This is a genomic window from Streptomyces sp. NPDC043876 (assembly GCF_056435825.1).
Genome location: NZ_JBWKDV010000006.1, coordinates 1 through 14,061, shown reverse-complemented (window position 1 = coordinate 14,061; position 14,061 = coordinate 1). Strand labels below are relative to the sequence as shown.

6 protein-coding genes, 1 tRNA gene and 1 rRNA gene are annotated in these 14,061 nt (G+C 71.1%); 1 reads left to right on the top strand and 7 read right to left on the bottom strand.

Features of this window, described 5'->3' with window-relative positions:
- Positions 1-118 precede the first annotated feature (118 nt).
- From AC0693_RS19750 to AC0693_RS19735, 4 genes are all read right to left on the bottom strand, one after another.
- A complete protein-coding gene (locus AC0693_RS19750) occupies positions 119-1,003 on the bottom strand; it encodes a helix-turn-helix domain-containing protein (protein ID WP_356406019.1) in 885 nt (294 codons plus the stop codon).
- Positions 1,004-1,252: 249 nt separating this feature from the next.
- Positions 1,253-4,069, bottom strand: coding sequence for a DNA translocase FtsK (locus AC0693_RS19745; protein WP_469318956.1), 2,817 nt, complete (start codon positions 4,067-4,069; stop codon positions 1,253-1,255).
- Between the two features lie 189 nt (positions 4,070-4,258).
- Entirely contained in the window at positions 4,259-4,939 is a 681-nt protein-coding gene (locus AC0693_RS19740) for a response regulator (protein ID WP_356406015.1), read from the bottom strand.
- A 274-nt stretch (positions 4,940-5,213) separates the two neighbouring features.
- Positions 5,214-10,772: a HAMP domain-containing protein gene (locus tag AC0693_RS19735; RefSeq protein WP_469318955.1), complete on the bottom strand. Its 5,559-nt coding sequence runs from the start codon at positions 10,770-10,772 to the stop codon at positions 5,214-5,216.
- Positions 10,773-10,960: 188 nt separating this feature from the next.
- Here AC0693_RS19735 and AC0693_RS19730 point away from each other — a divergent pair, with 188 nt between their 5' ends.
- Positions 10,961-13,519 carry a SpoIIE family protein phosphatase gene (locus AC0693_RS19730; protein ID WP_468465150.1) on the top strand — a complete coding sequence of 853 codons (2,559 nt, stop codon included), beginning with the start codon at positions 10,961-10,963 and terminating at the stop codon, positions 13,517-13,519.
- A gap of 16 nt (positions 13,520-13,535) precedes the next feature.
- Here AC0693_RS19730 and AC0693_RS19725 read toward each other — a convergent pair whose 3' ends face one another.
- From AC0693_RS19725 to rrf, 3 genes are all read right to left on the bottom strand, one after another.
- Positions 13,536-13,727: a hypothetical protein gene (locus tag AC0693_RS19725; protein ID WP_478742237.1), complete on the bottom strand. Its 192-nt coding sequence runs from the start codon at positions 13,725-13,727 to the stop codon at positions 13,536-13,538.
- A 160-nt stretch (positions 13,728-13,887) separates the two neighbouring features.
- Positions 13,888-13,963 (bottom strand) — tRNA-Thr (locus AC0693_RS19720).
- Between the two features lie 5 nt (positions 13,964-13,968).
- Positions 13,969-14,061: ribosomal RNA gene (gene rrf / locus AC0693_RS19715) — 5S ribosomal RNA — on the bottom strand; the annotation flags it as partial.

Here is a 14,061-nt window from a genome sequence, read left to right as displayed (position 1 = left end):
TCCCGGCACCGGCCCCCGCCCCCGTCCGTCGCCGCGCCCGGGACAGCGCGGACCCCGGGGTGCGCGGGGCTCCCCGGGGTCCGCCGGATGGGTGCGTGGATGACGGTGAAACGGCCGGTCAGCCCGCCTGCGCGGTGCCCTGGCGCTGATCGTCCTTGGTGTAGGTGAGGCGCTCCACCTGTCCCGACTGGAAGCCGCCCTTGATCTCCTTGCCGTTCACGAACAGCTGGACGGCCCCGGCGTCGCCGAGCACGAGATCGATGGACTGCTTGTCGGTGAAGGTCTTGGTCTCTCCCGGCTGGAGGGTTCCGTCGAAGAGCAGGCGACCACTGTGGTCCTTCGCGGAGATCCAGCTCTCACCGGTGGTGGCCGTCATGACCACGGTGACGAGGTCCTTCGGGGCCGCGGCGATGGCACTGTCGGAGGGCTCCGGCTTGGGTGCCTGCGGGGTCGGTGCGGCCGGCTTGGCCGGCTTGGCACCGGACTGCTTGGGCGTGGCCTGCGGGGAGGCGGAACCTTCCGCCACCGGCCGCTTGGTGTCGGCGTCGCCGCCCTTGAGCGCGGTGAAGCCGACGAAGCCGATCACGGCGACGATCGCCGCGACCATGGCGGCGGTCCAGTTGGGCCGCTGCCGCTCGGGACGGATCCGTTCCGCCTCGAACATCGGAGCGGCGGGGGTCGGCGCCGGGCGGCCCCCGTGGGCGGCGTCGTAGCTCTCGACCAGGGGTTCCGGATCGAGGTGCACGGCGCGGGCGAGGGTACGGATGTGACCGCGGGCGTAGACGTCGCCGCCGCAGCGCGTGAAGTCGTCCTGCTCGATCGCGTGCACGATCGGGATGCGCACGCGGGTGGTGGAACTGACCTCGTCGACGGTGAGCCCGGCGGCGATCCGGGCCTGCTGGAGGGCCGTCCCGATGGACGGACCGGCGGCGGGCCGCTCGACGATCAGGTCGTCGGTCGAAGGCCGGTCATCTTCGGGGGAATTGGAGTTGCCGATGGACACGGGGGCGCCTTTCGAGCGTGTAGCCACCTGCTGGATGTCCAGTCTAGGGGGGTGACGAAAGGGTGGAGCAACCGGAGGGTGGCCTCCGTACGCCATCCGTATGGCATCCGGACGCTTGCCCCGCTTCCCCGCGGATACGCGCCCCGTTTCCCTGCGGACGCGCGGCGCGGGCGCACACGGCGCCACCCCTTTCCTCAACTTGACGAGCGGCCGGGGGAAACGGTTGCCCCCGTTTTCTTCACGACCCGGTCACGGTCCGGTCTCGCCCCGGATGACCGCGAGGACCCCGTCCAGCTCGTCCGGTTTGACCATCACGTCGCGCGCCTTGGACCCTTCGCTGGGCCCGACGATGCCGCGTGACTCCATGAGGTCCATCAGCCGTCCGGCCTTGGCGAAGCCGACGCGCAGCTTGCGCTGGAGCATGGAGGTCGAGCCGAACTGCGTGGTGACGACCAGTTCGGCGGCCTGGCACAGCAGGTCGAGGTCGTCCCCGATCTCCTCGTCGATCTCCTTCTTCTGCTTCTGGCCGACCGTCACGTCGTCCCGGAAGACGGGCGCCATCTGGTCCTTGCAGTGCTGGACGATCCCGGCGATCTCGTCCTCGGTGACGAAGGCGCCCTGGAGCCGGACCGGCTTGTTGGCCCCCATCGGCAGGAACAGCCCGTCGCCCTTGCCGATGAGCTTCTCGGCGCCGGGCTGGTCGAGGATGACCCGGCTGTCGGCGAGCGAGGAGGTGGCGAAGGCGAGCCGCGAGGGCACGTTCGCCTTGATCAGGCCGGTCACCACGTCCACCGAGGGACGCTGGGTGGCTAGCACCAGGTGGATGCCGGCCGCGCGGGCCAACTGGGTGATGCGGACGATGGAGTCCTCGACGTCGCGCGGGGCGACCATCATCAGGTCGGCCAGCTCGTCGACGATCACCAGCAGGTACGGATAGGGGCTCAGCTCCCGCTCGCTGCCCGGCGGCAGCTTGATCTTGCCGTCCCGGATGGCCTTGTTGAAGTCGTCGATGTGCCGGAAGCCGAAGGCGGCCAGGTCGTCATAGCGCAGGTCCATCTCGCGCACGACCCACTGGAGGGCCTCGGCGGCCCGCTTCGGGTTGGTGATGATCGGCGTGATCAGGTGCGGGATGCCCTCGTACGCCGTCAGCTCGACCCGCTTGGGGTCGACCAGCACCATCCGGACGTCCTCCGGGGTCGCCCGCACCATCACCGAGGTGATGAGGCAGTTGATGCAGGAGGACTTGCCGGAACCGGTGGCACCGGCGACCAGGACGTGCGGCATCTTGGCGAGGTTGGCCATGACGTAGCCGCCCTCGACGTCCTTGCCGAGCGCGACGAGCATCGGGTGGTCGTCCTCCGCCGCGTCCGCGAGACGCAGGACGTCGCCGAGGTTGACCATCTCGCGGTCGGTGTTCGGGATCTCGATGCCGACCGCCGACTTGCCCGGGATCGGGCTGATGATCCGCACGTCGGGCGAGGCCACGGCGTAGGCGATGTTCTTGGCCAGGGCCGTGATCCGCTCGACCTTGACCGCCGGGCCCAGCTCCACCTCGTAGCGGGTGACCGTCGGGCCCCGGGTGAAGCCGGTGACCCTCGCGTCGACCTTGAACTCCATGAAGACGTTGCTCAGCGAGGCGACCACCGCGTCGTTGGCGGCGCTGCGGGTCTTGCCGGGGCCGCCGCGCTCCAGCAGGTCGAGCGAGGGCAGCGCGTACGTGATGTCCCCGCGCAGCTGGAGCTGCTCGGCGCGCGGCGGCAGCGCCTCGGTCCGCGGCGGAGCCTTGGTCAGATCGGGTACGCCCACCGGCCCGGCGGCCGGGGCGGGCGCGGCCGCCGGGGCGGGCGGCGCGGCGGGGACGGGCGGGGCCGCGGCCGGGGAGCCCTGGGGGGCGCCCGCTTCCTTCGGCTCGCCGCGCTGCTCGCGGGCGGGCGGCACCGGGGCCGTGATCTCGACGTCCTCCCGCGCGGGCGCGACCCCGTGGGTCAGGTCGGCGACGAGCGGCGAGGGCGGCATGCCGCCGTACACCGCCCCGTCCAGGGCGGCGGCCGCCGCGGCGGCGACGTCCACCGCGTCCATCCCGCGGTCCATGGCGGGCCGCGCCGGAGCGCGCCGGGGCCTGCGCCGCCGGGCGGCGAGGGCTTCCTCCTCGGCGGAGGCCGCGGGAGTGGCCGGGTCCGGGCGGACCGCGGCGCCGGCCTGCTCGTTGGCCCGCCACCGCTCGGGGTCGTGGCGGTCGCCCTCCTGCTCGGCGTAGGCGGTGTCGTACTCGTTGGGCGCGATCACCCCGAGCCGGATCCCGAGCCGGCGCAGCCGCTGCGGGATCGCGTTGACCGGGGTGGCGGTGACCACCAGCAGCCCGAAGACGGTGAGCAGCACGAGCAGCGGCACGGCCAGGGGCGCGCCCATGGTGAAGATGAGGGGTTTGGAGGCGCCCCAGCCGATCAGGCCGCCCGCGTTCTGCATGGCGGTGGTGCCCTCGTCCCGGCCGGGCGCGCCGCAGGCGATGTGGACCAGCCCCAGGACTCCGATGACCAGCGCGGTCAGGCCGATGCCGATCCGGCCGTTGGCGTCGCTCTGCTCGGGGTGGCGGATGAAGCGCACCGCCATGACCCCGAGGAGGACCGGCACCAGCAGGTCGAGCCGTCCGAACGCCCCGGTGATGAGCATCGTGACCAGATCCCCGACGGGACCGCTCAGGTTCGACCAGGTTCCGGCGGCGACGATCAGCGCGAGGGCGAGCAGGAGCAGCCCGACCCCGTCCTTGCGGTGGGCCGGGTCGAGGTTCTTCGCGCCGCGTCCCATGCCGCGGAAGACGGCGCCCACCGCGTGCGCGAGGCCGAGCCACACGGCGCGCACCAGGCGCACCACGCCCCCGGTCGGGGACGGTGCGGGCTTGGGCGCGGTCTTGCGGACCGGGGCGCGCTTGGCGGCCGCGGCCTTCTTCGCGGGCGGCCTGCCCGCAGGCGACGCAGCCTTCTTCGCCGGCGCCGTCGTACGGCCGGTGCGGGCCTTCGCGGCACCCGCGGCGCTCTGGGAACCCTTGCCGGACGTACGTGAGGCCATGGCCCCGAGGTTACCGGTGCGCACCCCGGTGGACACGCGTGCCCACCCCTTCACCCGTTCGTGTCGTCGTCCCGGTGCGTCATTTGACGTACGGCCAGAGCTGACAGCCCCTCAGCGCCGTTACCACGCAAAGAGACCGGGCGGGCCGCTCGTCGCGGCCCGCCCGGTCTCCTTGCGGTGCGCCCCGGCTCAGGCCTGCGCGGGCAGCATCGTCGATCCGCCGCCGGTGCCCGGCTCCAGCGCGTCCAGCGCCCGGCGCAGACCGGTCAGCTTCCGCTCCAGATGGGCGGCGGTCGCCACCACCGCGGGATCGGCCGCTTCCTCGCCGAGCTGCTTGGTGAGCGCCTCCGCCTGCTCCTCGACCGCCGCGAGCCGGGCCGACAGCTCGGCCAGCAGGCCCGCCGTCTCCTTGCCCTCGACGCCGCCGGACCCGCCGCCCTCCAGCTGGAGCCGCAGCAGCGACGCCTGCTCCCGCAGCTGGCAGTTCTTCGTGTACAGCTCGACGAAGACCGAGACCTTGGCCCGCAGCACCCACGGGTCGAAGGGCTTGGAGATGTAGTCCACGGCCCCGGCGGCATAGCCGCGGAAGGTGTGGTGCGGACCGTGGTTGATCGCGGTCAGGAAGATGATCGGGATGTCCCGGGTCCGCTCCCGCCGCTTGATGTGCGCGGCCGTCTCGAAACCGTCCATCCCGGGCATCTGCACATCCAGCAGGATGACCGCGAAATCGTCTGTCAGCAGCGCCTTGAGCGCTTCCTCCCCCGACGACGCCCTGACCAGTGTCTGATCGAGCGCGGAGAGGATGGCCTCCAGCGCCAGCAGATTCTCCGGCCGGTCGTCGACCAGGAGGATCTTGGCCTTCTGCACCATGCCCTGTCCTCCTCGCCCCGGCATGGGGCCTCCCCGGCTCCTGGCTCCAGCGCTCAGCCCGGGGCCCGCCCCAGCAGGCGGCTTCCGTGCGCCGTCCGTCCTTGTGCCGGTCATCGTAGCCCCAGTCCCGAGATCGCCACACCCTGTCACCAAGATGTCACTGTGCACGAAGCAGAAACGGTGTGGGGGAGCAGAAGGTTCCCCGTATACCGCCCTCCCACACCGATGCGGACACAGTGCGTCAGCAATCGATACGTCTTCGTTCCCGTATCGATCACTTCCCGCGCATCCACTGCTCCATCACCGACAGCAGGAAGTCGGGATCGACGGGCTTGGTGACATAGTCGGACGCTCCGGAGTCGATCGCCTTCTCCCGGTCCCCCTTCATCGCCTTCGCCGTCAGCGCGATGATCGGCAGCCCCGCGAACTGCGGCATCCGCCGGATCGCCGACGTCGTCGCGTAGCCGTCCATCTCCGGCATCATGATGTCCATCAGAACGACCGTCACGTCGTCGTGCTGCTCCAGGACTTCGATGCCCTCGCGCCCGTTCTCCGCGTACAGCACCGAAAGGCCGTGCTGCTCCAGCACACTGGTCAGCGCGAAGACGTTGCGCACGTCGTCGTCGACGATCAGCACCTTCTCGCCGTGGAAGTCGTAGGTGCGGGGCACCACCGGCAGCTCGTCCAGCGCGCCGCCCCACTCGTCCTCGGACCCCTGCGCCCCGTTCTGCGCACCCGGCATCCCCGGCCGCGCTCCCTGGTCGCCGGCCGCCTTGCGCCGCCGCCGGAACAGCGTCGCCGCCCCGTGCCCCTGCCCCGCGTGCTGCCCGCCGGCCCCCGGCGTACCGGAGGGCGCAGCCGCCACGGGCTGTACGGGCACGGCCGGCCCCGCCGGAGTCGTCGGCGCCGCCGGCAGCGACGGCATCACCGGAAGCGCGGACGCGACCTCGGCCGCCCTGCGGTACAGGTCCCCGCGGCCACCGGGCGCGGGCGGCGAGTACCCCTGCGGCGGCAGTTCGCTCGGGTGCAGCGGCAGGTACAGCGTGAAGGTGGAACCGCGTCCCGGCTCACTGGCCGCGTGGATCTCGCCGCCCAGCAGCCGCGCGATCTCCCGGCTGATGGACAGCCCGAGCCCGGTACCGCCGTACTTGCGGCTCGTCGTCCCGTCCGCCTGCTTGAACGCCTCGAAGATCACCAGCATCTTGCTCGCCGCGATCCCGATCCCGGTGTCGGTCACCGAGAAGGCGATCAGGTCCGCGTCCGCCTCCCGCAGCGACCCGGCCTCCAGCAACTGCTCCCGGATCGCCTGCGGTACGTCCGCCCCGGCGGGCCGGATCACCAGCTCCACCGCGCCGCCGTCGGTGAACTTCACCGCGTTGGACAGCAGGTTGCGCAGCACCTGCAACAGCCGCTGCTCGTCGGTGTGCAGGGTGGCCGGCAGCTCCGGCGAGACCCGCACCGAGAAGTCCAGGCCCTTCTCCGCCGTCAGCGGCCGGAAGGTCGCCTCCACGTAGTCCACGAGCTGGACCAGCGCGATCCGCGTCGGCGAGACGTCCATCTTGCCCGCCTCGACCTTCGACAGGTCCAGGATGTCGTTGATCAGCTGGAGCAGGTCCGAACCCGCGCCGTGGATCGTCTCGGCGAACTCCACCTGCTTCGGCGAGAGGTTCTCGTCCGCGTTGTCCGCGAGCAGCTTGGCCAGGATCAGCAGCGAGTTGAGCGGGGTGCGCAGCTCGTGCGACATGTTGGCCAGGAACTCCGACTTGTAGCGCATCGAGACCGCGAGCTGCTCGGCGCGCTCCTCCAGGACCTGCCGGGCCTCCTCGATCTCGGTGTTCTTCACCTCGATGTCCCGGTTCTGCTGGGCCAGCAGCTCGGCCTTCTCCTCCAGTTCCGCGTTGGCGGCCTGGAGCGCCTTCTGCCGGTTCTCCAGCTCGTCGGAGCGCTCGCGCAGCTGCTCGGTCATCTCCTGCGACTGCTTGAGCAGCATCTCCGTCTTGGAGTTGACGCTGATGGTGTTGACGCTCGTACCGATCATCTCGGCGATCTGGCTGAGGAAGTCCTTCTGGATCTGCGTGAACGGCTGGAAGGACGCCAGCTCGATGACGCCGAGCAGGTTCCCCTCGAACAGCACCGGCAGCACGATCACATGGGCCGGCGGCGCCTCGCCCAGCCCCGAGGAGATCTTCAGGTAGCCCGGCGGGGTGTTCTCGACCAGGATCGTCCGCTTCTCCTCGGCGACCGTCCCGATCAGCCCCTCCCCCGGCCGGAACGAGGTCGGCATGGAGCCGCCCGCGTACGCGTAGCTGCCGCGCATGCGCAGCTCGTACGGGCCGTCGTGAACGCCGTCGGCGCCGATCTCGGTGGCTCCGCCGGACGGCAGCGCCAGGAAGAACGCGCCGTGCTGCGCCGAGACCACCGGGGTCAGCTCGCTCATGATCAGCGACGCCACGTCGTCCAGCTCCCGGCGGCCCTGCATGAGCGCCGAGATCCGGGCCAGGTTGCCCTTGAGCCAGTCCTGCTCCTTGTTGGCCAGGGTGGTGTCGCGCAGGTTGGCGATCATCGTGTTGATGTTGTCCTGGAGGACCTGGATCTCGCCCGCCGCGTCCACGTCGATCTTCAGGTTCAGATCGCCGCGGGTCACCGCCGTGGCCACGGCCGCGATGGCCCGTACCTGCCGGGTGAGGTTCCCGGCCATCTCGTTCACGGACTCCGTGAGGTCGCGCCAGGTGCCGTCCACGTCCCGGACCCGGGCCTGACCGCCCAGGATCCCCTCGGTGCCCACCTCGCGGGCCACCCGGGTGACCTGGTCGGCGAAGGACGACAGCTGGTCGACCATGGTGTTGATGGTGGTCTTCAGCTCCAGGATCTCGCCCCGGGCGTCGATGTCGATCTTCTTGGTCATGTCGCCCTTGGCGATGGCGGTCGTGACCATGGCGATCTGCCGCACCTGACCGGTGAGGTTGGAGGCCATGAAGTTCACCGAGTCGGTGAGGTCCTTCCAGGTCCCCGAGACCCCGGGCACGTGCGCCTGACCGCCGAGGCGGCCCTCGGTGCCCACCTCGCGGGCCACCCGGGTCACCTCGTCGGCGAACGACGACAGCGTCTTGACCATGGTGTTGACCGTGTCCGCGAGCTGCGCGACCTCGCCGCGCGCCTCGACCGTGACCTTCTTGGTCAGATCGCCGTTGGCGACCGCCGCCGAGACCTGGGAGATGTTGCGCACCTGCGACGTCAGGTTGTTGGCCATCAGGTTGACGTTGTCGGTCAGGTCCTTCCAGATGCCGGTCACCCCGCGCACCCGCGCCTGGCCGCCGAGGATGCCCTCGGAGCCCACCTCGCGCGCCACCCGCGTGACCTGCTCCGCGAAGGAGGACAGCTGGTCGACCATGGTGTTGACGGTCGTCACCAGCTCCAGGATCTCGCCCTTGGCGTCGACCGTGATCTTCTTCGACAGGTCGCCCATCGCGACCGCCGTGGTCACCTCCGCGATGTTGCGGACCTGCGAGGTCAGGTTGTTGGCCATGAAGTTGACCGACTGCGTGAGGTCCTTCCAGGTACCGGAGACCCCCTTCACCTCGGCCTGGCCGCCCAGGATGCCCTCGGTGCCCACCTCGCGGGCCACCCGCGTCACCTGCTCCGCGAAGTTCGAGAGCTGGTCCACCATCGTGTTGAGGGTGTTCTTCAGCTCCAGGATCTCGCCGCGCGCGTCCACGTCGATCTTCTGCGACAGGTCGCCGCGCGCCACCGCGGTGGCGACCTGGGCGATGTTGCGCACCTGCGAGGTCAGGTTCCCGGCCATGCCGTTCACCGAATCGGTCAGGTCGCGCCATACGCCGGCCACGCCGGGCACCTGCGCCTGACCGCCCAGGCGGCCCTCCGTGCCCACGTCCCGGGCCACCCGGGTCACCTGCTCGGCGAAGGCGGAGAGCTGGTCGACCATCGTGTTGATGGTGTTCTTCAGCTCCAGGATCTCGCCCCGCGCGTCCACGTCGATCTTCTGCGACAGGTCGCCGCGCGCCACCGCCGTCGTCACCTGGGCGATCTGGCGCACCTGGGACGTCAGGTTCCCGGCCATGAAGTTGACCGAGTCGGTCAGCTCCTTCCAGGTACCGGACACCCCCTCGACCCGCGCCTGACCGCCGAGGCGGCCCTCCGTCCCCACGTCCCGCGCCATCCGCGTGACCTGGTCGGCGAAGGACGACAGCTGGTCCACCATCGTGTTCACGGTGTTCTTCAGCTGGAGCATCTCGCCGGAGACGTCCACGGTGACCTTCTGCGACAGGTCGCCGTTGGCCACCGCCGTGGTCACCTGGGCGATGTTGCGGACCTGGCCGGTCAGGTTCCGGAAGGCGGTGTTCACCGAATCGGTGAGGTCCTTCCACGTCCCCGCCGCCCCCGGCACCTGCGCCTGACCGCCCAGCTCGCCCTCGACGCCGACCTCGCGGGCCACCCGCGTCACCTCGGAACCGAAGGACTGGAGCTGGTCCACCATCGTGTTGACGGTGTTCTTCAGCTCCAGCATCTCGCCGGCCACGTCCACGGTGACCTTCTGCGACAGGTCGCCGTTGGCCACCGCCGTGGTCACCTGCGCGATGTCGCGCACCTGCGTGGTGAGGTTGCGGAAGACCGTGTTCACCGAATCGGTGAGGTCCTTCCACGTCCCCGCGGCCCCCGGCACCTGCGCCTGGCCGCCGAGCAGCCCCTTGGCGCCGACCTCGCTCGCCACCCGCGTGACCTCGTCCGCGAAGGTCCGCAGCGTCTCGGTCATCTGATTGATCGTTTCGGCGAGCTGGGCCACCTCGCCGCGCGCGCTCACCGTCACCTTCTGCGACAGGTCACCGCTGGCCACCGCGGTCGTGACCTGCGCGATCCCGCGCACCTGGGCGGTCAGGTTCCCCGCCATGGTGTTGACGGAGTCCGTCAGGTCCTTCCACACGCCCGCGACCCCGGGCACCTTCGCCTGGCCGCCCAGCTCGCCCTCGGTGCCCACCTCGCGGGCCACCCGCGTCACTTCGGAGGAGAACGACGACAGCTGGTCCACCATCGTGTTCACGGTGTTCTTCAGCTGGAGCATCTCGCCGGCCACGTGCACGGTGACCTTGCGCGACAGGTCGCCCTTCGCCACCGCCGTCGTGACGAGAGCGATGTCACGCACCTGGGCGGTGAGCCGGTAGGCCATCGTGTTGACCGAATCGGTCAGGTCCTTCCAGGAACCCGACATCCCGCGCACCTGCGCCTGACCGCCGAGCTTGCCCTCGGTGCCGACTTCCAGCGCCACCCGGGTCACCTCGTCGGTGAACGCCGAGAGCTGGTCGACCAGGTTGTTGACCGTCCGGCCGATCTTGAGGAACTCACCGCGCAGCGGATGCCCGGCCCCCTCGGCCGCCTGGGTCCGCAGGTCCATCCGCTGGTCCAGATCGCCCTCGGCGACCGCCGAGAGCACCCGGCCGACCTCGGAGACCGGCCGGGCCAGATCGTCCACCAGCTGGTTCGAGGCGTCGATCGCGGCCGCCCAGGAGCCCTCGCAGGCCCCCGTCTCCAGCCGCTCGCTCAGCTTGCCCTCGCGCCCGACCATCCGCCGGACCCGCGACAGCTCACCGGTGAGGTGCAGGTTTCGGTCGGCGACCTCGTTGTAGACGGCGGCGATCTCCGCCATCACGCCGTCGCCGGACACCGTCAGCCGCTTGCGGAAGTTCCCGTCCCGCATCGACACCAGGGCCGTGACCAGACGGTTCAACGCGGCGGTATCGACCTCGGTCGTGCTGCCCCGCCGGGACCGTCCGCCCTTCGCACGCGCACCTGTCCTGCGCGCTGCTACGCCAGACTCCACCGTGTCCCTCCCGAAAGGGTCGACCGCACCGCCGGGTCCTGACTCCACGCAACCCGGCTCTCCAAGCCTGTCCAGTGTTTCACCCCGGCCGAACCAGGCCATAACACTTCGGCACCTTCGCACACGGTCCACACCCTGTGGGGGGAATACCGGACGACCGCACCGCGCCGACCGCGAAGGTAAGTAACCTGGCACCCGATGTCCAACCGCGTCGGAGGAGACTTGTGATCACGGCACGGGCCGCTGCCAGCTTCGATCCGCTCGGGCGCTCCGTCGCCACCGCCCGCGCCTTCGTCCGCGACACCCTCCAGGGCTGGGGCTTCGCGGACATCGTCGACGACGCCGTGGTGCTCACCAGTGAGCTGGTCACGAACGCCGTGGTGCACGCCGGCACCCGGGCCGAGGTCCTGTGCCTGCGCACCGAGGACGGCGTACGGGTCGAGGTAGCCGACCGCTATCCGGAACGCGCCCTCCCGCTGGAGTACCCGGGAGAGCGGCCCTACGCGGACCCGGACCGCGAGAGCGGCCGCGGCCTCATGCTGTGCGCCGCCCTGGCCACCCGCTGGGGCGTCGAGTACACCGCCACCCACAAGCACGTGTGGTTCCGCCTGGACCTCCCGGACCGTCCGGTCGGTACCCGCTCGGCGGGCCCCGTCGTCCCGGACCAGCTGCTGCCGCTCGCGGACAGCCGCGTCCGCGTCGCCGTCGTCCAGATCGATGCCTCCGACGAGGTCATCGCCTGGAACGAGGACGCCGAGCACATCTTCGGCCACCCCGCCGAGAAGGCCGTGGGCCGCCCCCTCGCCGAGCTCGCCGCCTGGCCGCAGACCCCCGGCACCGGCACCGGCATCGCCGAAGCCCTGCGCTTGTCGCGCTGGGAGGGCAGCTACGGCATCCGCGGCGCCGACGGCCGCGTCATCCCCGTCTACGCCTCCCACCTGCGCGTCCGCGACGCCCACGGCGAGCCGTCCATCGTCTGCCTGCTCGTCCATGACGACGAGCGGGCCCTGCTCCAGAGCCCGGTCCGGATCCCCGCCGACGGCGGCATGCTCACCGAACCTCGCGCCGCCGACCCCTTCGAGATCTTCATCGGCTCTCCGGCCCCCGACGACCTCGACGGCCTGCTCCAGCGCACCGTCGAACGCGCCCGCGACCTCCTGGACGCCGACTCCGCCTTCCTGCTGCTCGCCACCGACGACGAGACCGAACTGGAGGTACGGGCCACCACCGGCCTGCCCTCCACCCGCCAGCGCTTCGCCCGCGTCCCCGTCGAGGCGGGCACCAACCGCTACGGCTCCGCCCGGATGCCCGCGGTCCACGACGACCTCGCCGCCGTCCCCGGAGCCGTCCCGCTCCTCGAATCCACCGGCATGCGCTCCGCGGTCACCGTCCCCCTCAAGGTGGAGGGCCGCCTCACCGGTTCCCTCGGCATCGCCGCCGAGGGCCCGGGCCGCTACTCGAACGAGGACGCCCTGCGCCTGCAGTTCGCGGCCGACCGGATCGCGCTCGCCGTGGAATCCGCCCGCCTCGGCGAGCTGGAACGCCTGCGCCGCGGCTCGCTCTCCTTCCTCGTCGAAGCCTCCGACCTGCTCGCGGGCACCCTCGACCGGGACCAGACCCTGGCCCTCATGGCCCAGATGACCGTCCCGACCCTGGCCACCTGGTGCGCCGTCTACACCATCGCCGACCAGTCCTCGGAGCCGTTCCTCTCCTTCGTCCTGCACGAAGACGAAGAACGCATCGACGACCTCAAGGTCCTGCTGTCCCGCGTCGCTCCGCCGGAGGCGCTGCGCGAGGCGGGCGCCCGTCCCTGGCCCGAGGCTTCGGCCGCCGTCGCCGGCGAGACCGTCGTCCTGCCGCTGATGGCCCGCAACCGCGTCATCGGCCTGCTCACCCTGGGCAAGCCCAGCGAGGAGCACTTCCGCCAGGAGATCCTCGAACTCGCCGAGGACCTCTCCCGCCGGGCCGCCCTCGCCCTCGACAACGCCCGGCTCTACTCCGAGCGCACCGCGATCAGCCGCTCCCTCCAGCGCAGCCTCCTGCCGCCCGGCTCCCCCGCCATCCCCGGCATGGAGGTCGAGGTCATCTACCGCGCGGCCGGCGAGGGCAACGAGGTGGGCGGCGACTTCTACGACGTCTTCCCGATCCGCACCGGGGTGTACGGCTTCGCCATCGGCGATGTCTGCGGTACGGGCCCCGAGGCGGCGGCGGTCACCGGCCTCGCCCGGCACGCGCTGCGCCTGCTGGCCCGCGAGGGCCTCGGCGGCCCGGCGGTCCTGGAGCGCCTCAACGCGGCCATCCTCGACGAGGGCGCCCGCAGCCGCTTCCTCACCCTGCTGTACGGCGAACTGCACCCGCAGCCCGACGGCAGCGCCCTGATGAAGGTCGTCTGCGCGGGCCACCCGCTCCCGCTGCGCCTGCGCCCGAACGGCGAGGTGGTCCCGGCCGCGGAACCGCAGCCCCTGCTCGGAGTGATCGACGACCTGGACCTCTACGAGGAGACCGTCACCCTGGACCCGGGCGATGTCCTGCTCTGCGTCACGGACGGCGTGACCGAGCGCCGCGAGGGCACCCGGATGCTGGGCGACGACGGCCTCGCCGAAGTCCTCACGACCTGCACCGGCCTCACCGCGGGCGCGGTGGCCGCCCGCGTCCTGCGCGCGGTGGAACGCTTCGCCGCCGAACCCGCCTCGGACGACATGGCCATCCTCGCCTTCCGCGTCCCGCAGCCCCGCGAGGGCGACTGAGCACGCCCCCGGGCAGCTATCTCCGGGGCAGAGTCGACAGGATCATGAAGGACGGCGCCGCCATCTGCCACGACCGGGGCTCACTGCCCCTGACGGCGACGTGGTGGACGGACCCTCCGCCGGGCCCGGTGGGCAGCGGGGAGGCGCCTGCGACGGCGTGGACGGTCATCGCCGTACGGACGGGTCGGCGGATCGGTTCGACGCTCATGGGGAGTCCTTCCGTGGTTCGGTGAACGCGAGCTGCTCTGCTCCCATTGCGCCCCGAACGCCGGCCCACGTCACGGCCCGAAGGTTCGGGGCTTGACACGCGGGACGGATACTGCCTGAAACGCAAGAAGGCCCCCGCCAATGGCGGGGGCCTTCTTTGTTGGAGCCCTTTAACGGAATCGAACCGTTGACCTTCTCCTTACCATGGAGACGCTCTACCGACTGAGCTAAAAGGGCGGGTTGTTCGGCGGCGTCCTACTCTCCCACAGGGTCCCCCCTGCAGTACCATCGGCGCTGAAAGGCTTAGCTTCCGGGTTCGAAATGTAACCGGGCGT